The organism is Leptothoe sp. ISB3NOV94-8A, assembly GCF_043421595.1.
Lineage (GTDB): Bacteria > Cyanobacteriota > Cyanobacteriia > Phormidesmidales > Phormidesmidaceae > Leptothoe > Leptothoe turfae.
Genome location: NZ_JAXSQW010000001.1, coordinates 6,793,527 through 6,815,071, shown reverse-complemented (window position 1 = coordinate 6,815,071; position 21,545 = coordinate 6,793,527). Strand labels below are relative to the sequence as shown.

Sequence of the window (21,545 nt, the reverse complement as noted above, 5' to 3'; positions counted from 1 at the left end):
GCCCAGAGTCACTGGCATTAGATCCCTTGGGTTCATCAGGTTTACTAAAAAGCATCAAGCAAACGCATGAAAGCACTTGTTACAGGAGCAAATGGCTTCACTGGTTCCCATTTAGTTAAGCTGCTCAGCTCCCAGGGGCATAAGGTCATTGGCTTAGTTCGCCGCACGAGCGATCTGTCACGGCTCGCAAACATGGATATTGAACTAGCTTACGGTGACATTACTGATGCAGCAATACTTAGTCAGGCGATGGCAGGGGTGGATGTGGTGTTTCACATTGCTGCTTGTGTTGATTTGGGTATTGTGGATGCGGCCAGGATGGAGCGGGTGAATGTGGAAGGGACTCGTACAGTCTTGGGGGCGATCAGGGTTCAAGATCATCCTCCCAAACTGATCTATTGCAGCACCATTGGCATCTATGGTGATACGGCTGGTCAGGTGATTGATGAGACCTATCAGCGTACGCAAACAGGATTTTCGTCCGCCTATGACGAGACCAAGTACAAGGCGCAGCAATTGGTGAATCAGCATGTAACCGATGGGTTTGCGGCGGTAAGTTTGATGCCGGGGGGAATTTTTGGGGCGGATGATCCGCACTTTGGGCCGGTGATTAAGTTGTTTTTGAAGGGGCGGCTGCCATTGTGGCCGGGGTGCGATCGCATCACTGGCATCGTCCATGTCGACGACCTGGTTCAAGCTATGGTGCTGGCTGCGGAAAAAGCTCCCTCTGGCGAACATTTCATCATCTCTGCCGGAGAACTATCCATTGGCGAAATGTTCAAGATTCTAGGCGATGCAGTCGGGGTAAGCGCTCCAGCTGATGCACCCAAACCATTGGTTAGAGCCATTGGCGGTATTTTAGACCCCATTGGCAATCTATTTTCCTGGAATGCGCCTCTAAATAATGAGTTAGTCCACTATATCTACGATCGCTGTGTCCGCATCAGTGGTGAAAAAGCCATGCGAGACCTGGGCTGGCAGCCCCGAACAATCCCTGACATTTTGACCGGTATTGCTAAAGAGCTAACGTCAGATTGAAGATATACAGCTAGAGAGTTAGGTATAGAATCTGTCCTTCTAATTCATCCTTAGCGATACAGCCAAGAATCAACAAAATATCTTCAATCACTTGACCAATGGTTGCATCGGTAACCTTTAGCATGCTTTCTGTTCATGCTTACGGGCAAGTAGTCTATCGCGAATACCATGGGGGTCTAAGCGTGTTTCATTCAATTCCCGTACAGTTTCCGCCTGGGTTTGACGTTCGGCTAAGTAGGTTTCCACCATCTGCTGGTGATTGAGGTAGAAAGCAATCGTCCCATAGACGTCTGCTAGTTTGAGCGCCGGATAACGATGAACAATTTCTTCGGCAGTTGAGCCTTGCTTGAAGACACTGACTACAGTGTCTAATGTAACGCGAGTTTGACCGACCAATACAACATTGTCAGCATTGATTTCTAATGGTGGTGGGTCAACGATTAGCGTGAATGTCATGGGAACATACGAACTACTGCATCAAAATGCTAGCAAAATGTCATAACGTCGATGGCTTAATGAAAATAGCAGCAAACAAAGTAGTAAGTCTATACTAAAATTAGCGTTTATTCCTGGGAATTGAGTTTAATGACTCAAACATTGGCTGTCACCACAGCGATTACCAACCTAAACGAGGCACATCAGCGTCTCAATCTGCACCCTGTTAATAAAGCTGACTTCTTTTTTGAGTGGCAAGGTAAGTTACCAGAATTACACCAGGCAGAAATTGATACCCTCGACCGCCTGAAAGCCCGATATCGCTATTACCAGGTTGATGGTGCCATTACAGAAAGTACGGTGGATTTTATTCTGGTTTCTCCACTGTTAGAGCTTTTGGGACTATGTGATCCGCCCTATAAACTGCGTGGTGAAAAGTATGTCTCCATTGAAATTGAAAATGGCGACACCCTACTCAAGGGACTGATCGATGTTTTGGTGGTGCGAGATGATTTTTGGATTGTTTTGTTAGAAACCAAACGCTATGGCTTTAGCGTCATGCAGGCGTTACCTCAAACCTTGGCCTATCTGGCTAGTGCAAACACTCCACAAGCATTTGGCCTGATTACAACTGGCGAAGACTTCCTTTTTATCAAAGCAGATTTACAAACCCGAGAGTATGACGTTTCAGATAAGTTCACCCTGTCTACTCGACACAGCAATCAACTTCAAACGGTAACTAAAATCTTAAAATTCATACTCGCTCAAATATAAAACCTAGTCAAAAAGGTGCACATGAATATCTAAATATTCATCATCCCCTAAATTTAACCAAACACTCTAATTAATAATATTTATATTCTGGATCATGGAAATAACAGACTCTAAATTAGAGCTACTATTTCATTGCAAAATAACCGAGGCCACACTTGAAAAGTATATTCAATTCCACTCAGAAATAGAGGAATACTGGGAAAATGCAAATAGCGAACTTACGAGAGAGATGAATTCTCTTTTGTTGCAATACTCTCACAAAGAGTACTACGATATAACCGCAAATTATGCACCCGACTTTAAGGAAAACGAAGACTACTTAGACATACATCGAAAATCTATAGCTATAGGAATTTATAGTTTTTTTGAGCATAGAATAAATGATTTATGCAGGATTTTTACTGAGATTATTGATAACGAAATAAAGCTTAAAGACTTAAGTGATCAAGGTTTTATGCGGGCAAAAAAATATCTCAAAAAAGTAGTCGGTCTTAGCCTTTTAGGCAGCATTAGCCAAGAGCTAGGTTACATCAAGAAAGTTAACTTGGTTAGAAATTCCATTGTGCACAATGGATCGGTTTTACCTGACGATGAAGGACATGAACTCAATAAGTTCGTTTCAGAAAATCCTAACTTATATGGTAAAGCTGACAACTCTTTTTCAATGCATTCTGAGTTTATTGATGAACTAATTGAAAATCTAATCAGCTTCTTTAAGAAGCTCGGACAAGAAGTTTTGGGATACATCAATAATGAACCAAAAGATAATTGACTTTTTTCCTAAGAATCAATCTTTTCGCATTTTTTGTGGTGCTTCTTAAATCTGTTAATCGCTTCGGTTGCCGCTTCAATCAACCGACCAATGAGCTTTTTAAACGTTTCATGAGGCTCTAGAGGCTTCCGAATCTCAAGAGTGTCATGATCATATTTGAGCCGAATTGCAGGTTCCTGAGCAAAATCACGAATCAGACTCTGATAACTCTGCCAGCTAATATTTTGCAAAACCACCCGATCAGGGCTTTGGATAAGAGTGGCAGTCATAGTCATAGTACCCTGCTCCTAGTTTTAGACTCGTTCAAAGTCTGCGTCTTTACCCAACATCAGGAATCTGACCTAGCTCTTCTGCAAAAGGCTTTTTGACAGGCTGAAGTAAAACTTGTTCTAGAATTTTGCGATGCTCGACTTCTACGCTAAAACCATGACATTTAGCACGTTCTTAGAGAGTTTGACAAAGAGAATCGTTAATATCATGAATAATCAAACTGGCCATAATCCAGGTCCATTTCGGCTCAATTATTCAATCAGGTCAAAAGAGTAGCAGCAATATTACTAGTTCAACAGTGTTTTTAAGGATATCGCTATTCTTTTCAATGTAGCCCAGTGACTAAACTAGATTGCCTCGCCAAAATGCCATCTTCTAAATAAGTAATCTCATCGGCAGCATCGGTAATGCGTGGATCGTGGGTAATGATCAAGACCGTGCAGCCTTTGTTTTTAGCCAAATACTGCATGAGCTCGATTACATCATGGCCAGTGGCAGAATCCAGTGCCGCTGTGGGCTCATCGGCCATAATTAATTCCGGCTCGCCTGCTAGCGCACGGGCGATCGCAACTCGCTGCTTTTGACCACCCGATAGATCCGCTGGTAAATTATTTGCCCGATCACCTAACCCCACCTGTTTTAGTAAATCAAAAGCTTGTTCTTTGATAGCCAATCCTTTTTTATGCTTGATCTGTAGGGCTAGCTCAATATTTTCCAAAGCAGTGAGGGCAGGAAATAGATTAAAGCTTTGGAAAATAAAGCCGATGTGGTCACGGCGAAAAGCGGTAAGTTCTTTGGGCGATAGTTTTGTAATTTCTTGGCCCAGTAGCTCTACCTGCCCGGCTGTAGGCGTCAAAATCCCTGCCAAAATCGATAGCAGCGTCGTTTTTCCAGACCCAGAAGGCCCCATCATCAGTCGAATTTGACCACGGGGAATGGCCAGATCAATGCCCTTGAGCACCTTGGTTTCAGTGGTGCCCGACATAAAGGACATTTGGATGTTATTTGCTGCGATCGCAACCATTAATTCTTAAACTCACACCTCACATTCACGTCTCTCTTCATCTCAGGCGGTTATGCCTTAAACACAATTCCCGGATCCACTCGTGTCACCTTCTGAATCGCAAAAACAGCAGCCCCAACACACATCACAACCGTGATGCCAAATACCCCAAAAGCACTTAGGGGGGTAATCAACACCACAATCCCTTGGGTCGCCGCCGTCCAAGTGCCTATTCCCCAGCACAGCAATAAACCTGGCACATAGCCCAACACCGCCATCCACAGCGACTGCTCTAAAATCACGCTGTAGATATCCCAATCTGAAGCCCCCATAGCCTTGAGGGTGCCAAACTGCCGCAGATTTTCAGAAACCGACGTATACAAAATCTGAGCCACCACTACCATGCCGACAATCACACCGACAATGGCCCCTAACCCTAAGATAAAACCTATGCCCGTACGATTCTGCCAATAGGCCTGGGTGATATTAATCAGTTCATCCTTAGTGAACGCCTTAGTTCCCGACAGAGAAGACTCTATGCGTTGCTTGAGAATTTGTAAATTTTCCCCCGGCTCAGCTTTGATCAAAATGTAGGTCACCGGAGAATCTGAGCTGAGCGGTTCTGGATCACCCACATCAGCACTCGCCGCATCTGGATCACGCTGATAGGCATTCACACAGGTAATATCACCATTCCCAAGCTGACAGGTTAATCCAGCCGAAAACCCAGAACTAATATAGGCATTGGCATTCAACAAAGATGTGAAAACAAATTTGCTAGAAACCAGAGATTGGGTATCCTGGGTCAAGCCGACTACCATGACCGGCAACTGACGAATGCGAGCCGTATCTCCCACACCATCAATCCGAAATGAACGCATATTGGTGCGGTCAATCAACGCTGAATAGGGAGCACTTAAAGCTTTCAGTGTTGCATCGGAAACCTCACCGGGACGAAATAGTTGTCCATTGGGGTCAAACCCAAACACCCGTAGCGTTGTCAGATTACCGTCCGCATACCAGCGGCCTGACCCCATGATGAGTGCCTCTGCACGGGCTATCCCTTCAATTGATTGGGCCCGCTGAACCTGCACATAGGGAAACGGTTCAGTGAGCTCAAAGTTAACGATATTTTCTGACGCAACCCAAATATCGGCAGCCGAATTATCAATCAGCAGCGTTGTCGATCGAGTAAAACCCTTAAGGATACCAGTTTGGATTGTGACCAAACTGACGGCAAACATAATACCGGCTTGGGCCACCAGAAACCGTGGTAGGTCTTTGAGTAGATTTTTACGGGCTAACGAAACCATAGTCCACACAGGCCGTTGCTGATTTACAAGATGAATCGATCTGAAATAAGTGCTATTGATCAGGAACTTCCAGATCAAATCCTCCTCAGGATCAGCAACGCTCACGCTAGTAAAGCAGTCGCCCTCAGTGCAACCATTCTAGCGGGAAACCAATCAGCAAAGGCTTACACGGGATAGAAACCAAACTGTCCTACACCTCATCAAGCCATAGGTTCTGAGCAAGCGGTCGCATCAGACCCTATGATTATTTGGCCATCTCCAAAACTTGTTGAATAAAGGGCCATTTTGCTTGGGTATAGGCCTCGCGATCATAGTGATAACGTTCAGCTAACGCCTGTTTTAAGGCAGCGTAGTCGCTAGCGATCGCACGGTTAGAACGAAGCAAATCCCGAAACCGAATTCGCTCTTGCCACAGCTCACTTTCATAGGGAATTAAGTGGAGGTGGTGTGTCCGCACAGCATCGGATGGTTTACAGAACCAATGCATGACATCCGGTTTATAGGGAAAATATTGATAGCCGTTCCTGGTCAACACATCAATTGCTGGCCTTGAAACCTCCAGCGATTTCACCCCAAACATGATGTCAATCACTGGTTTTGCCAAAAGGCCTGACACGGCAGTGCTGCCCACATGCTCAACACTGCCCCAAAGCCAATGACCAATGACCTCTATCAAGAAGGCTTTTTCAGCTTTAAACTTGGCGGGCCATTCAAGATCATAGGCCGAAAGTTCTACTGGAGCTGATGCCATGATTTATGAGCATGTTGGATTACTTAAAAACTCTAGCTGGTTTCAACATTGCCGGGATCCAAGGACTAAATGTCGCTGAGATAAATCGCTCAATGCCAGCTAAATCTGGGTGAATCTGAATGTCCTTATAGATATCTGTAGCTGCCAGCATAGCGGCAATGGTTTGCGCCTGTCCCTGCATATGTTCTGTCAACCACAGACCACCGGGCTGCAAAAATTTTGGAGCTTTCGCTATGAGCAGACGAATATCCTCTAACCCATCATTTCCACCATCTAAGGCCCGATGGGGTTCATGGTTAGTGACTTCAGGCTCTAAATCCAGCACCATCTGACTTGGAATATAGGGCGGATTAGTAATCACACCAGACAACTTGCCACGCCAATCCCTTAACGGCTCAAACCAGTTGCCTTGATGAAACTCAAGATTGTTAGCTCCATTGCGCTGGGCATTTTGACGAGCAACCTGCAAAGCCTCTGAACTAATATCAACAGCTAGTACCTGGGCATCGGGGAAGGCTTTGGCGATTGCGATCGCAATCGCCCCACTCCCTGTCCCCAAATCAGCCCAAACCATAGGCTCTGGAAGATTTTTGTTCTGCTTTACCCACGCCTGCATAATCTCCACCATCAGCTCCGTTTCAGGCCGAGGTATTAACACATCTGGTGTCACCGTCAGCATTAAATCCCGCCACGGCGTCTCACCCACCAGATATTGCACCGGTACTCGTTCGGTCAAACGGCGCTGCCACTGCTGAGTTAACCAATCCAGCGAATACCGCAAAGGCACAACCCGATCTCGATACAGCCCTAAGCTTAGTTCCGACGGGCTCAGGCTGCTAACTCCCTGCAAAAACCAGTCCACCTCATACAAAGGGACATTGTTTTTTTGGGCATCAGATCGAGCCTGCAATATCCACGTATACAAAACGTCCCCAGGAACAGCTTCAAACGCCTTATCTTCCATCGCACAGACGTTCTGTCTATCCCAAAACTCGCAAAACGCTGGCAATGGAATCCACATCCGCTGAATCTTTGAGAACAGCAATAGCCTTCTGGAACTCGCCTTCCCGCACTTCATGGGTGACGATCACGAGTTCTGCCAAACTGTCCTGCAAACCAATCTGCACGATGGATTCGAGACTCAGATGATGTCTACCAAAAATTTCGCCTAAATGGCCAATGACTCCAGGCCGATCCTTCACCATTAGCCGCAGGTAAAAGCGACTTTCCAATTCCTCCATCGGACTAATGGTCTTATAGTCGCTGTAGGCATGGCTTAACAGCGGATTCGGCAGTTTTTCTTCAGCCGGAGACTCCATGTGGAGGGTGGCGGCAATGGCCATCACATCCGACACGATGGCACTGGCGGTAGGACCTTCTCCTGCACCTGGCCCGTAGAGCATGACTTGGCCGATGGGATCGCCTTCAACGAGTACTGCATTGTTAACATCGTTGACACTGGCTAGGGGGTGCTTGAGCGGTACTAGTGTAGGGTGAACACGGAGTTGGATAGTGTCAGCGTTGGGGTTTTGTTTTGCGATCGCAAGCAGCTTGATCACGAATCCTAAGGTTTTCGCATAATCCACATCCGATGCACTGACATTGCGAATACCTTCCGTAAAGACATCCTCGCGGCGGATTTTTCCTCCAAAGGCAATGGACGCCAAAATGGCAATCTTATCAGCTGCATCTAGACCATCTACATCAGCAGTCGGGTCAGCCTCTGCATAGCCCAGGGCCTGAGCATCCGCCAAAATCGGAGCAAAGTCCCCCCCCTCTGACTGCATGCGAGTCAATATATAGTTGGTGGTTCCATTAATAATGCCAGTGACCGCATCGATCCGGTTTACCCCAAGCGCCTGCTGCAACGGTTGAATAACAGGAATTCCGCCACCTACAGCCGCTTCATAGAGCACGTACACACCCGCTTTTTTGGCAGCTTCAGCAATCTCATTCCCATATCGAGAGATGATAGCTTTATTAGCCGTCACCACGTGCTTGCCATCCTCAATCGCCTCCAAAATCAGTGACCGAGCAGGCTCTAATCCCCCAATGACTTCCACCACAATATCGATATCGGGATCAGTCACTATTGCTTCGAGGTCAGTGGTTAAACACATCTCTGGTAAATTAACTGACCGAGGCTTATCCAAAGAACGTACACCCACCTTATGAATTTCTAAGGTTTGTAGCAACGGATGACGCTGGGCCGCGTCTAACAAAATTTTGGCCGTACCAGTGCCTACCGTACCCAGACCCAATAATCCAACCTTGAAAACCAATGTGCTATCCCGCTCGATTTACCACAAATTATTGTAAAAGCCAGGGAACCGTCAGACTCACCTGGCTTTTACATAATATTTATTTGGATGTTGCTACCCGACCAAGTCAGTAAGACTTAGTAAGTCTCAACATGCCAGCGATGGGCTTTCTTCATACCTTTACGGTAATCAGTCCAATCAGTACCGGTCTTAGCCGCTGCTGCTGTTAACGCCTCATCGATACCGCCTTCCATACCGCGCAAACCGCAGATGTAAACATGGGTCTTCTCCTCCTGAATCAGACTCCAAAGTTCATCAGCGTACTCGGCAATACGGTGCTGGATATACATACGACCACCTTCGGAGTTTTGCTGCTCACGACTAATGGCGTAGGTTAAACGGAAGTTGTCAGGATACTGGGCCTGCATCTCTTCCAGCTCTTCCTTATACAGAATATTAGGTGTCTTAGGCACACCAAAGAACAACCAGGCAAATCCATTAAACGTATAGTCAGGATTTGCTTCACGCTCTTTATCTTTAAACATGCGCCACAGATAGGCACGGAAAGGAGCAATACCTGTCCCTGTCCCCATCATGATCACCTTGGCATCAGGATCGTCAGGCAACAACATCTCTTTACCAACAGGGCCAGTAATCTTTACCTTTGTACCAGGCTCTAGATTACAGAGATAGGTAGAGCAAACACCGTTGATCGTTTCACCGCTCTCAGGATGATTATAGGTAAGCTGACGAACGCAAAGGGATACGGTCTTATCGTCTACATCATCCCCATGGCGAGTAGATGCGATGGAGTATAACCGCAGCTTATGGGGCTTACCATTCTCATCAGTACCCTCAGGAATGATACCGATACTTTGGCCTTCCACATAGGCCAAATCACCTTCAGACAGATCAAATTTAATATGCTGAACGAGGCCAATACCACCGTCTGCCACTAGGGCTTCGTTGGATAGGCATTCACCCAGGTAAGGCGTCTTGGGCTTGTAAATATTAATCGGTACATTAGCACCGGGTTTCTTAGCTTTAGCTTTGGTTTCGGCCATGGGTTTCTTTGCTGCAGGTGCTACTTGAGCCACAGGCACGGTTGGCATATCGCCATTTGCTGGACGAATGCTAACAATTTCACCCCCCATACGCATGATGCGCCGCGTTTCTTCGGCCATACGCTGATAAGGGACTGTAACGAAGGTGCTCCCGCTCTGACGCACGGGTGCTATGCTCCCGGCAATTGAGCCTAGGCCTTTGACCTCATATATAAACAGACGGTTACCAGAAATACTGACACTACCGCCGATGACGCTCGAATTATACATGCGCTGAACTTTTAGTATCTCCTAACCCTTCAGACAGTGGCTTAACCACCCATCTGAAACTAATCATCCATCTAGCGTATCATTCTGAGCGAAGTGTTCTGATACATAAGAGCAGTGACTGAGGAGCCCCCTATCGATACATAGGCAAAGTTAACCTTACGCTGTAGCTCACCCTGTACCCTACCGAAGATAATCGGATCGAAACTATAAAATACGATGCATTTATATGATGTCTTTGGCTTTCTGAGAAGCGCAAATGATGACTTTATCAGGTAAACGCCCCTAAACTTGACATAAAAATTTACAAAATATTCTCAGAAAATAGCTCAAGCTCCCTTGGTCTCGTCATTTTGAGATTCTGCCAAATCTGAGAAGTACGTGACAGATTGTAAAAAAACGAAAGTCTATTTATCATAAAGTACAGGCCAAGATCCTACCTGATGGCGATTACGGCCATCCTATGGGTGGGTGCTTGTGACATCCCCATGTCCTCAAAGGGTTGTTTATATATTCCCAACCCTTTATCTATAGGACTTGATGCCATACTAAGAGGATTTGAGATGACCATTGCAATGGGCCGTGCTGGAGCCGATCGAGGCGTCTTCGACGTCGTCGATGACTGGCTCAAGCGCGATAGATTTGTCTTTGTTGGTTGGTCCGGTTTGCTGCTGTTCCCCTGTGCCTTCTTGGCCATTGGCGGCTGGCTCACTGGTACCACCTTTGTTACGTCCTGGTACACCCATGGACTCGCATCTTCCTATTTGGAAGGTGCCAACTTCCTGACAGTTGCTGTCTCCTCCCCCGCTGACAGCATGGGCCACTCCCTGCTCTTGTTGTGGGGACCCGAGGCGCAAGGTGACTTCGTTCGCTGGTGTCAAATCGGCGGACTCTGGGCCTTCGTCGCTCTCCATGGAGCCTTCGCTCTGATTGGCTTCATGCTCCGGCAGTTTGAAGTCGCTCGACTCGTCGGGCTACGTCCTTACAACGCGATTGCGTTCTCAGCTCCCATCGCTGTCTTCGTCTCCGTGTTCTTGATGTACCCCCTCGGCCAGTCCAGCTGGTTCTTTGCTCCCAGCTTCGGTGTGGCCGCCATCTTCCGCTTCTTGCTCTTCTTGCAAGGCTTCCACAACTGGACCCTCAACCCCTTCCACATGATGGGCGTTGCCGGCGTCCTCGGGGGCGCACTCCTCTGTGCCATTCACGGGGCCACCGTTGAAAACACCCTCTTTGAAGATGGCGAAGGCGCTAACACCTTCCGCGCCTTCGAACCCACTCAGGCGGAAGAAACCTACTCCATGGTGACGGCGAACCGCTTCTGGTCTCAGATTTTCGGCATCGCTTTTTCCAACAAGCGTTGGTTGCACTTCTTCATGCTATTCGTCCCCGTCACCGGTCTCTGGATGAGTGCCGTCGGCATCGTTGGTCTCGCCTTGAACCTCCGCGCCTACGACTTTGTCTCCCAGGAAACCCGCGCCGCGGAAGACCCTGAATTCGAAACGTTCTACACCAAGAACATCTTGCTTAACGAAGGTATTCGTGCGTGGATGGCTCCTCAGGACCAGCCCCACGAGAAGTTTGTATTCCCCGAAGAGGTACTGCCACGTGGTAACGCTCTCTAGTAATTACATTTCGGGTCGTGACCAGCAATCCACAGGTTTTGCCTGGTGGTCTGGTAACGCTCGTCTGATTGATCTTTCCGGTAAGCTCCTGGGTGCCCATGTTGCCCACGCTGGTCTTATCGTCCTTTGGGCCGGTGCGATGACTCTATTTGAGGTATCTCACTTTGTGCCCGAGAAGCCTCTTTATGAGCAGGGCTTCATCCTACTGCCTCACATGGCCACCCTTGGCTGGGGTGTAGGTCCTGGTGGTGAAATTGTTGATACATTTCCCTACTTTGTCATTGGTGTACTTCACCTGATTTCTTCTGCAGTTCTAGGTCTAGGCGGTGTTTATCACGCCGTTCGCGGCCCTGAGACGCTTGAGGAGTACTCCAACTTCTTCCAACAAGACTGGAAGGATAAGAATCAGATGACCAATATCATTGGTTATCACCTGATTCTTCTAGGCTGTGGTGCTCTGTTGCTCGTATTCAAAGCCACTCTGTTTGGCGGTGTCTACGACACGTGGGCTCCTGGTGGTGGTGACGTTCGTGTTATCACTAACCCCACCCTTGACCCTGCTGTTATCTGGGGCTACTTGGTTGGCGCTCCCTTCGGTGGTAACGGCTGGATTGTCGGCGTTAACAGCATGGAAGACATCATCGGTGGCCACATCTGGATTGGTCTAATCTGCATCTCCGGTGGTATCTGGCATATCTTAACCAAGCCTTTCGGCTGGGTACGTCGTGCCTTTATCTGGTCTGGTGAAGCTTACCTTTCCTATAGCTTGGGCGCATTGTCCATGATGGGCTTTATCGCTTCCTGCTATGTGTGGTTCAACAACACCGCTTACCCCAGTGAGTTCTACGGTCCTACTAATGCTGAGTCCTCTCAGGCGCAGGCAATGACCTTCTTGGTTCGTGACCAGCGTATGGGTGCCAACATTGGTTCTGCTCAAGGTCCTACTGGTCTTGGTAAGTACCTGATGCGCTCTCCTACTGGTGAGATCATCTTCGGTGGTGAGACTATGCGTTTCTGGGACTTTGATGGTCCTTGGCTATCTCCCCTTCGTGGTACTAATGGTCTTGACCTAGATAAGCTTAAGAATGATATTCAGCCTTGGCAGGTACGTCGTGCTGCTGAGTACATGACTCACGCACCTAACGCTTCCATCAACTCTGTAGGTGGCGTTATCACTGAGATTAACTCTGTTAACTTTGTGAATCCCCGTCAGTGGCTGTCTACGTCTCACTTCGTTCTGGGCTTTTTCTTCTTGGTTGGTCACCTATGGCATGCGGGCCGCGCTCGTGCTGCTGCTGGTGGTTTCGAGAAGGGTATTGACCGTGAAAACGAAGCAGTACTGGGCATGAACGATCTAGACTAGGCCTTAGTCTAAAAATCGTTTATAAAAAGCCTCTGCCTTTGAGCAGAGGCTTTTTATGTTTGGAGGGCTATCTGTAAAATGGCTAAGCCATAGTCACAGGTGCTTAAACGGCTTTAAAATGCATGGTTAGTAATGTTGCGATCGCTAAGTTATGAGGTACTTGAGCTCTGTTTGTTGGAAACGCTGGCTGCTGAGCTGTCTGTTGGTAGGTGTAATGTGTTTAAGCTGGCCCAATACAGCCCAAGCAAAAAACTATGATCGGCAGAGTCTGCGGCAGCAAAGTTTTGCTGGCCAAGATTTACGCGGTAATAACTACACCAGCACCGATATGGCAGAAGCAGACCTGAGCAATACAGACTTGCGCGGTGTGCGCCTATTTGACACCAACCTAACCAAAGCAAACCTAGAAAGTGCCGATATGAGTGGCGCTACTCTGGATGGAGCCCGGTTTATTAGAGCTAATCTTAAAAACGCAATTTTTGAGGGTGCTTACGCGTTTAGCACTGATTTTCGTAAAGCAAACATAGAAGGTGCAGACTTTACAGATGTCGATCTGGATGTCAAAACAAACGACATGCTCTGTGAAGTTGCTACAGGCATCAATCCGGTGACTGGACGAGCAACCAAAGATACACTTTATTGCCCTTAACTTAAGAGAACACCGATTGTTTTCAGCGAGCTACAATTTATTAGCCAAAAACTCATATAAACCAGGGTTCTTACCCATAGCCATGTTCAACTAAGAAATCGAGAGAAATATCTGACTGGCCAACTGTGCTCGCTGGCTGGGTAAATCGCTCCACATATTTACCGAGGATATCGCCTTCTAAATTGACGGCATCATTAGGCTGTAGATATTGCAAATTCGTTTCATCGTAGGTAACTGGAATGACAGCCACCTTAAACCAATCACCCGATGCGCTACAGTCTGCAACCGTTAGGCTAATGCCGTTAACACCAATGCTGCCTTTGGGGACTATGTAGCGTGCCACTTGACTTCTGGGAACCGTAAAGCTGATTTCCCAAGCACTATCAGTTTTAATAATTTCACCGACATACCCCTGACCATCAACGTGACCAGTTACAAAATGGCCACCAATTTTGGACCCTACCCGTAGGGAAGATTCCAGATTGACAGGTCGCTCCGGGGGAATATGCCCCAAGGTTGATCGTTCTAACGTTTCAGGAGATGCGGTCACCACAAACCCTTTTGGCAAAATAGTCGCAACCGTCAGACAAACACCGTCTACGGCGATACTATCCCCCAGGGAAATATCCGCCATGATAGGGCTAGAAACATCAAGACCACTAATCTGTAGGCGATCATTGTCTAGGGTTTGAAGCTTTCCTAAAGCTTGAATTAGTCCGGTAAACACATTCTTATGATGATGTTAGTGACAGAGTGGGTGTACGAAGCACTATTAGCCAGTTGGCAAAGGTGAAATTATCGCGGCATTATAGCCTTATGGCATATGTGTAGACGTTACAGAATCGGTTGCCTAGATAAAGATTTTTAGACTCTAAATAAAGATTTTTATTCATGGGCCAACAAGCTGAAAGGACTCTTTTAGCTTAGAAATGGAATATTACTTACCAACCCATTAGCCAAGACGTTCTCTAACAACACCTTTTAAGCCCCAACCGTCATATGTCCCAGACAGTTTGACACAGTTTAGATAATTTTCAAGTGTTACATTCTAGTTATTGGGTTAGATTCCTGCGGAGCCAAGAGGATTAATATCCATGATCGAAATGAAAGTTGCTGGCATTGCACTGGATGCGGTTTCGCGAAACCCTGTGATTTTGCTGCGTGACGCATCCGAACGACGAGCACTGCCTATTTTTATTTCTAATGAGCAGGCCCGCGCAATTATAGTCGCTTTGGAAAACGAAGAATCTGTGCGTCCTATGACCCATGATTTATTTGCCAATTTGCTAGATGACTGGGAACTGGCGCTAGATCGTGTGGTGATTCATTCATTAAAGGACAATACGTTCTATGCCACGATGACCCTCAAACAAGGGGAGGTCACCAAAGAGCTTGACTCTCGCCCTAGCGATGCTATTTCTATTGCCCTGCGGATGGGAGCGCCTATCTGGGTGATGGAAGAGGTGATTGCTGACGCTTCAATTCCAGTGGACCGTGAAGCTGATGAAGCTGAGAAGGAAGCATTCCGAGATTTTGTTTCAAACCTAAGCCCATCAGATTTTGCTCAGAAGGGGCGCTCGTCTAACCAATAGGTCTGATAATTATTGGGTTAAAGCCTATGCTGCCCCATGCACTATCGACGCTTTGGTAAAACCGAATTAAATCTATCTGTATTTTCCCTAGGCACTATGCGCTGTCTAGACAATGCAGAGTCTTTACACCAGGTTTTGGCGGCTGCAGTCGATCTGGGAATTAACCACATTGAAACTGCCCGGGGATATGGTCAAAGCGAATACTACATTGGTCAGGCCCTTAGCAGCTTGAATCGGTCTGAGCTCATCTTAACTACCAAATTGCTGCCAGGTAGCGAGGTGGAACGGCTCGTGGATGAGTCGCTAGAACGCTTGGCAACCGACTACGTTGACTGCCTGGCTGTACACGGGGTGAATACACTGGAGCATCTACAGCAGGTGGAGTCGATGTTACCAGGGTTAACCCAGGTAATGGCTGACGGTCGAGTACGTCATGTGGGGGCCTCTAGTCATGGCTCATTAGATGTGGTGATGGGTGCGATCGCACTTCCCATCATCAGCTTTATTAACCTGCACTACTACTTTTTTAATCAGCGCAACGCCGCCGCCATTGAGCTAGCCCATCAACGAGACCTGGGGATTTTCATCATTTCCCCAGCCGACAAAGGTGGCCAGCTCTACACCCCATCAGACAAACTCAAGCAGTTGTGTCAGCCATTTGACCCACTGTTGCTCACCTATCGCTGGCTGCTAAGTGATCCGCGTATCACCACCCTAAGCGTAGGCCCAGCTGTGCCCACCGAGCTTGACTGGCCCTTGCAAGTAGCTGACAACACAACCCCCCTCACCCATCAAGAGTGCACTCGCTTAGAGCACCTGGCCCAAACCCAGGCAAATCTGGGTACTGAGCAATGCAAACAGTGTTATGAATGTTTGCCCTGCCCAGAAGCCATCAACATTCCGGAAGTGCTCAGACTTAGAAATCTGACCATCGCCTACGACATGACGAACTTTGGAAAATACCGCTACGGCATGTTTGAACGAGCAGGCCACTGGTTTCCGGGACGTAAAGGTAATCGCTGCACCGACTGCGGCGACTGCTTACCCCGTTGCCCAGAACAGTTAGATATCCCCACACTGCTACGGGATACCCACCAGCGACTCAAGGGGTCTGAACGTAGACGGCTATGGAGTGATTAACGGTGCGATTGAACCAGGCTAAAGCGAAGTGGTAAACGCGACCATCGCTGACAACCATGGCACACAACAACGTAAGACTTAACAGATAGCAATAGCTACGTATCAATTCATCTCAGGAGTCTTAAATTCTTACAATGGGTGCAGGGTCTGATATTCAGGTGCGTTACCGTAAGGTCGTCCAGTGGACGGCTAAATTACCCTTTGAGGCTCACTTTTTATGGTTGCGATTCCACGCACACTTTTATCTACCCCAGACCAAAGCACCACTGACGATCGCGTAGCAGTATTGCTCATGGGATATGGCGAAGTAGAAAGTTACGAAGACTTTGCCAACTACAACGAACAAGCCCTCAACCTATTAACAGCAAAATTTGCCCCCGTCCCCACTTGGATTTATCCCCCACTTGCTAAGCTGTTAGCCTTGTTTGATCGCCACGAATGGGACCATCAGCACGATCACTTTATTTCACCCCACAATTCAATTTTTGAGCGTCAGCGTGAGGGCATTGAACGTCACTTACAAGCCAAGTGGGGAAAGCGCGTTAGCGTCTTTAAAGCATTTAACTTTTGCGCTCCATATTTACCCCAACAGGTCTTGGCAGAAATTCAGTCCCAGGGATTTACCAAGCTTTTGATTTATCCCTTGCTAGTGGTGGATTCCATTTTTACCAGCGGCATTGCCGTAGAACAGGTTAACAATGCCTTAGCGCAGACTTTTACAGGTGAGGACAACCATTGGCTGAAAAGTACCCGCTACATGCCGTCCTTTTACAACCAACCAGACTATATTGAGTTGCTCGCCCGTCAGGTAACGAACAAAATTCAGCAGCATCTGGCCGTTGCTCACCTACCGTCCCAAACCGGCATCGTGCTGATGAACCATGGCTGCCCCCACAAAGCTAAGGGATTTACCTCTGGCATTACAGAGAGCCAACTGCTCTACGATGCAGTCAGGGAAAGACTGATCTATAACTATCCGCTGATTTCCATCGGTTGGCTCAATCACGATACCCCCATGATTGAGTGGACCCAGCCAAATGTGACCCTAGCGGCCCAAAACCTGATGGATCTGGGTGCTACAGCAGTCGTCTTCATGCCCATTGGCTTTGTCACCGAAAACCATGAAACCCTATTGGATGTAGAGCACATTATCAGCCATCTACGTCGCAAGCGACCTGATGTCACCTATGTCCAAATGCCCTGTGTCAACGACAATGATGACTTTGCCGCTATGGCCGCTGGCTGGGTTGACGGGTTAATTACAGATCTGATAGGCGAGCAAGGCACCGTTGTCCATCCAAGTCAACGAGCCCTGCTTGCGGAGGATTTTTCAGGGCACCACCATGACAGTGCTCATAACGGGCATCATCATCACCCTGGTCACCACCACGACGAACATCATCATAATGGTCACCATGGTGGTGACCAGGGCCACAGCCAAGAACACCATCACGCCCATCACCACCATTAGGGTTGCCTGTTCCCCATAAAAAATAAGTAAGAAAAAATAGGTCAGAATGATCGGTAGTGCTTATCCTCTACCGATCATTTTTTGCTTTATATGGGTGTTTTTGAGCAGTCAATTTTTATCCATGCCAACGCTACAACGGTTGAACGCTGTATTTGCGATCGCACCCTCATGCATCAATGGCTTAACCCCGCCCTCCGGTGTGAACCCATGGGTGAAACCTGGAGTACAGAGCTTAACAGCCAGACTCGATTTATCATTCAAGTGCCCCTTTTACAGCCCAGCTTAATCAGCACAGTGGTGGAGCGTCGTCCCGGCTTGGTGGTGTGGGCATTTACAGGGTTCTTCACAGGCAAAGACCGCTGGGAATGTGTACCAGAAGCATCAGGAACTCGCCTGCTCAATAGATTCGAATTTGAAATTCCTAACCCATTAGTGGCATTTGGGTTCAATCAATTTGCCGCTAACTGGACTAAGCAGGATATGGCAGCCCAGTTAAAGCGGCTTAAACAGGTAGCAGAGCGATTGGGTTAGCCGCCAAAATTAATATTGGGGGCTTCCATAAAGCCATCCTCCTGCAGAACTTCACCAATTAGCTCCTTATCTTGATTGATACATTCAGGCTTCTTAGCATACTGGCAGACCCTGGCATAGAGACGGGCACGGGTACCGGTGGAGCCATTGGAAAATTGCACAACGTCATCCACAACCTTCACGCCGCATACGGAACAAGTCTGTTCTTGGGTTATCGTAGTCATAGGCTTTCACTCGATTTTAGTAAGGTCCACTAATCGTAACTAGTTGAACCTTTATACAAGGTAAGTACTTTCACTTATTTCAGCCACCTATTTTGTATCGTTTCATCACAAAAACGATCAATATTGCCCCTTTAAAGCATTATCCAACAATCACCCCAGCCCGTTTTCAAACCAGCGCTTGGGTTAAAATTTTCATAACAAAAAAAGCAATTTTCTAAACGCGTGCAACGGCGCTTACCCCACATCACCACCCCCAGAGCACATCCTTTCCTGCATAACGGGTACAACTTGTATCAGACTTGCCACGCTTTTCATCAAAGTATGAAATCATGGGTAATAGATTTAGATACTTTTTGGATAAGCTCCATCTGATAGGAGTTCGGAGCTAATAGCGCTAGCTCTTTATTCTGGGAGCAGACGCTGACTTGATTCACTAGCTGACTTGATTCACTAAGAGTCTTTCTATGAACTCTGAGGCGACCCTTAATCAACTCAAAACCATTTTGCCTGAAGGGCAAATGCCATCCAGTTATGGGGTTTATTTCAAAAATACGCTGGTGGCCCTTTGTCATGCCCTAGAAGATCATATTCTGGAACATTCAGAAAATGATCAACCACTCGTGCTGGTGACTTTCCAACAGGGGAAATGGTATCTACAGGAAGCCGAGCGCTACAGAGATATTGCTCATTGCTCTCAGCAAGTTGCGATCGCAGCTGTCCCAGATAGTGGTTTTGGTGACCATGCCACCAGTCAACTCGACAATGTGGACATGGTGAACTTACAGAAGGATGACAGCCTGACCAAAGAATGGAACCTGATTATTTTGGCACCGGGGTATGCCTCCATGGTTCTATGTCATGAGCTGTCTGACGACGAGTACCGTAGCGACAGCATACCCACTACAGATGCTGAGCGTAAGTTCTACGGTCTGTGGACCTTTGACCGTGGCCCTGTAGAAGCTGCAGCCAAAATATTGATCGAGCGAATGCAGCCCTACTCGCCTGCCCTCGCTGATCAGCTGATGGACCACTACAACAGACTTAGCAATAATCCATCCGATACCTCCACGGACCTAAGTGGCGTGGTTGCACGCATTGTTAATTATCTACAGAGTAGTCAGCAACAGCTAGTCACCGTCAGTCGCCAAACCCGTGAACTCTGGGAGTTAGAGGGGCAAGCGTCTAAACTTAATCGCAACTTGGCCGCCAATAAGCTCCAGGCTTTTTTGCGAATGGTTCAAAAAATTGACGAGCGGGATGTAGCTAACCCTACCGCATCACTTCAGGTTTCAGCCCTAGCCGAGACTCTAGGCCAGTTGCTCGACTTACCTACGTTGCAACTTCGCCGCTTACGGTTAGCTGGGTTACTATTCCGCATTGGCCTTGCCGAAGCCCCCAAGGAAATTTTTAAACAAACTGCGGCTCAGCTAGATAAAGCCAGTTTGGTGTTCTGGCGCGATCGCGCTGCTCTAGGCGGCCAGCTCCTGTCCTCCATGCCTGAATTGGCCCCCATCAGTCGCATTGTCACTCATCAATTGGAGTATTGGGATGGTAGCGGCACGCCCGATGGTTTAAAAGCTGAAGAAATTCCCATTGAGTCACGAATTTTGGGTCTAGTCTCATATTTTCAAGAGTTAACCGAGGCTAGAGGCGATAGGGCTGCCATGTCATTGGGAGATGCCTTAACGGCCTGCGAAAACCATAGCGATCGACGCTTTGATCCGAAGTTGGTCGAGTCGTTGAGCACCGTCGTCCGCTTAGCAGAAATCGGCATGTTACAGCTGCCGGAACGCCCAAGCCAACAACCCACCGTTTGGCTTGAGGACTTGAAACCCCCAGCCACTGAAAAGAAACACCCAGCAATATCTAAGGAGGTTACTTCATGACCCCATCAGAAATTGAGGCTATTCTGCAAGGACAGAAAAAAAAGCTGATGGGTGCAGATTTGGCAGGAATAGAGCTTAGCGGCGCAAAATTAGCCCAAGCCAATTTGCAAGGAGCTAACCTCAGCGGCACAATGCTCAAAGAATCAGACCTTCGTGCCAATTTACGTGGGGCTGACTTAATGGGTGCCAACCTGGTGGCAGCCGATCTGCGAAATGCCGACCTGCGTGGGGCAGTCTTACTGGAAGCAGAGACAACAAATGCCAGCTTTGCTGGTGCTTTTTTAGCGGGGGCCATTTTGAGTAATCTCAACCTAACGGCAGTTGATCTACGAGGAGCTGACTTACGAGGCGCAAACTTAGCAAGCTGTATTTTACGCAATGCTGATTTAAGCAATGCAAATCTAGCTGGAGCAGATTTATCAGGCGCTGACTTGGAAGAAGCCAATCTTAGCGGTGCTGTTGCAAGAGGAGCTAATTTCACCCAAGCTAATCTGTTATGTGCCTGTGTGGACAATACCAATTTTGATGGTGCCACCTTATCTGGTGCATGTTTGAGCGGCACTCCTTTAGCCACTTAATATTTTTTAAAGAGATTTTCTATGAGCACCCAAACTAGAGGCAAAACTGTTTTTCTACTCACATCTATGGTGGGTTGGCTCCTTAGCGGTGGTGCTCTGATTTACCTCACTCCATTTTTAGCCAATCGGGTCTCACCCTCTGCCACCACAAATGGATGGATGGAGACTCTCATGCGTGGTGGCTATAACCCTACCCTGGCGTTACTAGGTGGAGGCAGCATTCTGCTCCTCACCGTCATCGGCAATGCTGTTTGGTACAAATATTTTGAAGGAAAAGTTTAGAGACTTTCAAGGGCATAGGTTTGCTTTTTATTAGAGTGACGCCCCTAAGTTAGATTCAGTCACATAGATTCGGTAACAATCGCCAACAGATAAAGAATTTTGCTACCCATCTAAGGCAACCAGAATTTTACAATCCGGACGTTCATTTGACCGAACATTTTTTGATGTGCTTGGAACATAGGCACCGATTCAAACATCAACAGAACTATCCAGCTTAGTTTATGAGTTTCTCTAATATTTCACCCAAAAGTAATGTTGG

The 21,545-nt window shown here is 47.5% G+C and carries 23 protein-coding genes; 13 read left to right on the top strand and 10 right to left on the bottom strand.

Annotation, left to right across the window (positions count from 1 at the left end; translation table 11 throughout):
- The first annotated feature begins 66 nt into the window (after nt 1-66).
- On the top strand, nt 67-1,038 hold the full coding sequence (locus SPB21_RS29360; protein WP_499868493.1) for an NAD-dependent epimerase/dehydratase family protein: 972 nt from the start codon (nt 67-69) through the stop codon (nt 1,036-1,038).
- A 117-nt stretch (nt 1,039-1,155) separates the two neighbouring features.
- Here SPB21_RS29360 and SPB21_RS29355 read toward each other — a convergent pair whose 3' ends face one another.
- Entirely contained in the window at nt 1,156-1,494 is a 339-nt protein-coding gene (locus SPB21_RS29355) for a DUF433 domain-containing protein (RefSeq protein WP_499868491.1), read from the bottom strand.
- A 129-nt stretch (nt 1,495-1,623) separates the two neighbouring features.
- Here SPB21_RS29355 and SPB21_RS29350 point away from each other — a divergent pair, with 129 nt between their 5' ends.
- Together SPB21_RS29350 and SPB21_RS29345 are read left to right on the top strand one after the other, a co-directional pair.
- On the top strand, nt 1,624-2,247 hold the full coding sequence (locus SPB21_RS29350) for a type I restriction endonuclease subunit R (RefSeq protein WP_499868490.1): 624 nt from the start codon (nt 1,624-1,626) through the stop codon (nt 2,245-2,247).
- 94 nt (nt 2,248-2,341) lie between these two features.
- Nucleotides 2,342-3,019 carry a hypothetical protein gene (locus SPB21_RS29345; protein ID WP_499868489.1) on the top strand — a complete coding sequence of 226 codons (678 nt, stop codon included), beginning with the start codon at nt 2,342-2,344 and terminating at the stop codon, nt 3,017-3,019.
- Nucleotides 3,020-3,027: 8 nt separating this feature from the next.
- On the opposite strand, the gene SPB21_RS29340 is transcribed toward SPB21_RS29345, so the two are convergent.
- From SPB21_RS29340 to cpcD/petH, 7 genes are all read right to left on the bottom strand, one after another.
- Entirely contained in the window at nt 3,028-3,294 is a 267-nt protein-coding gene (locus SPB21_RS29340; protein WP_499868488.1) for a hypothetical protein, read from the bottom strand.
- Between the two features lie 320 nt (nt 3,295-3,614).
- Complete coding sequence (locus SPB21_RS29335; protein ID WP_499868486.1) at nt 3,615-4,313, bottom strand: ABC transporter ATP-binding protein; 699 nt, start codon at nt 4,311-4,313, stop codon at nt 3,615-3,617.
- A 50-nt stretch (nt 4,314-4,363) separates the two neighbouring features.
- Entirely contained in the window at nt 4,364-5,605 is a 1,242-nt protein-coding gene (locus SPB21_RS29330) for an FtsX-like permease family protein (RefSeq protein WP_163664774.1), read from the bottom strand.
- A gap of 244 nt (nt 5,606-5,849) precedes the next feature.
- Nucleotides 5,850-6,356: a GrpB family protein gene (locus SPB21_RS29325; RefSeq protein WP_499868484.1), complete on the bottom strand. Its 507-nt coding sequence runs from the start codon at nt 6,354-6,356 to the stop codon at nt 5,850-5,852.
- A gap of 19 nt (nt 6,357-6,375) precedes the next feature.
- Entirely contained in the window at nt 6,376-7,320 is a 945-nt protein-coding gene (gene prmC / locus SPB21_RS29320; protein WP_499868483.1) for a peptide chain release factor N(5)-glutamine methyltransferase, read from the bottom strand.
- Nucleotides 7,321-7,336: 16 nt separating this feature from the next.
- Nucleotides 7,337-8,638 carry a homoserine dehydrogenase gene (locus SPB21_RS29315; RefSeq protein WP_163664768.1) on the bottom strand — a complete coding sequence of 434 codons (1,302 nt, stop codon included), beginning with the start codon at nt 8,636-8,638 and terminating at the stop codon, nt 7,337-7,339.
- A 116-nt stretch (nt 8,639-8,754) separates the two neighbouring features.
- Nucleotides 8,755-9,951 carry a bifunctional rod-capping linker CpcD/ferredoxin--NADP reductase PetH gene (gene cpcD/petH, locus SPB21_RS29310; protein WP_163664766.1) on the bottom strand — a complete coding sequence of 399 codons (1,197 nt, stop codon included), beginning with the start codon at nt 9,949-9,951 and terminating at the stop codon, nt 8,755-8,757.
- Nucleotides 9,952-10,511: 560 nt separating this feature from the next.
- Here cpcD/petH and psbD point away from each other — a divergent pair.
- From psbD to SPB21_RS29295, 3 genes are all read left to right on the top strand, one after another.
- Nucleotides 10,512-11,570 (top strand): photosystem II D2 protein (photosystem q(a) protein), encoded by a 1,059-nt coding sequence (psbD, locus tag SPB21_RS29305; RefSeq protein WP_006518024.1) that lies wholly within the window; start codon nt 10,512-10,514, stop codon nt 11,568-11,570.
- Nucleotides 11,554-12,933: a photosystem II reaction center protein CP43 gene (gene psbC, locus SPB21_RS29300; protein ID WP_163670610.1), complete on the top strand. Its 1,380-nt coding sequence runs from the start codon at nt 11,554-11,556 to the stop codon at nt 12,931-12,933. The genes psbD and psbC overlap by 17 nt, the downstream gene beginning before the upstream one ends.
- Before the next feature lie 214 nt (nt 12,934-13,147).
- Nucleotides 13,148-13,582 (top strand): pentapeptide repeat-containing protein, encoded by a 435-nt coding sequence (locus SPB21_RS29295; protein ID WP_499868480.1) that lies wholly within the window; start codon nt 13,148-13,150, stop codon nt 13,580-13,582.
- Nucleotides 13,583-13,652: 70 nt separating this feature from the next.
- On the opposite strand, the gene SPB21_RS29290 is transcribed toward SPB21_RS29295, so the two are convergent.
- On the bottom strand, nt 13,653-14,309 hold the full coding sequence (locus tag SPB21_RS29290) for a riboflavin synthase (RefSeq protein ID WP_163702275.1): 657 nt from the start codon (nt 14,307-14,309) through the stop codon (nt 13,653-13,655).
- 367 nt (nt 14,310-14,676) lie between these two features.
- Here SPB21_RS29290 and SPB21_RS29285 point away from each other — a divergent pair, with 367 nt between their 5' ends.
- From SPB21_RS29285 to SPB21_RS29270, 4 genes are all read left to right on the top strand, one after another.
- A complete protein-coding gene (locus SPB21_RS29285; RefSeq protein WP_163670608.1) occupies nt 14,677-15,174 on the top strand; it encodes a bifunctional nuclease family protein in 498 nt (165 codons plus the stop codon).
- Nucleotides 15,175-15,210: 36 nt separating this feature from the next.
- Nucleotides 15,211-16,314 (top strand): aldo/keto reductase, encoded by a 1,104-nt coding sequence (locus tag SPB21_RS29280; protein ID WP_499868478.1) that lies wholly within the window; start codon nt 15,211-15,213, stop codon nt 16,312-16,314.
- A gap of 217 nt (nt 16,315-16,531) precedes the next feature.
- On the top strand, nt 16,532-17,785 hold the full coding sequence (locus tag SPB21_RS29275) for a ferrochelatase (RefSeq protein ID WP_499868476.1): 1,254 nt from the start codon (nt 16,532-16,534) through the stop codon (nt 17,783-17,785).
- A 90-nt stretch (nt 17,786-17,875) separates the two neighbouring features.
- Complete coding sequence (locus SPB21_RS29270; protein ID WP_163660434.1) at nt 17,876-18,316, top strand: SRPBCC family protein; 441 nt, start codon at nt 17,876-17,878, stop codon at nt 18,314-18,316.
- Here the strand turns inward: SPB21_RS29270 and nblD are convergent.
- On the bottom strand, nt 18,313-18,540 hold the full coding sequence (nblD, locus tag SPB21_RS29265; RefSeq protein WP_163660435.1) for an NblD family protein: 228 nt from the start codon (nt 18,538-18,540) through the stop codon (nt 18,313-18,315). The genes SPB21_RS29270 and nblD overlap by 4 nt on opposite strands.
- Before the next feature lie 464 nt (nt 18,541-19,004).
- On the opposite strand from nblD, the gene SPB21_RS29260 reads away from it, so the two are divergent.
- From SPB21_RS29260 to SPB21_RS29250, 3 genes are read left to right on the top strand one after another with little or no spacing between them, the layout of a single operon-like run.
- Complete coding sequence (locus SPB21_RS29260; protein ID WP_163702267.1) at nt 19,005-20,426, top strand: HD domain-containing phosphohydrolase; 1,422 nt, start codon at nt 19,005-19,007, stop codon at nt 20,424-20,426.
- Nucleotides 20,423-21,004, top strand: a complete 582-nt coding sequence (locus tag SPB21_RS29255) for a pentapeptide repeat-containing protein (RefSeq protein ID WP_163702265.1) — start codon at nt 20,423-20,425, stop codon at nt 21,002-21,004. The genes SPB21_RS29260 and SPB21_RS29255 overlap by 4 nt, the downstream gene beginning before the upstream one ends.
- A 21-nt stretch (nt 21,005-21,025) precedes the next feature.
- Nucleotides 21,026-21,286, top strand: coding sequence for a hypothetical protein (locus SPB21_RS29250; protein WP_163702263.1), 261 nt, complete (start codon nt 21,026-21,028; stop codon nt 21,284-21,286).
- Nucleotides 21,287-21,545 lie beyond the last annotated feature (259 nt).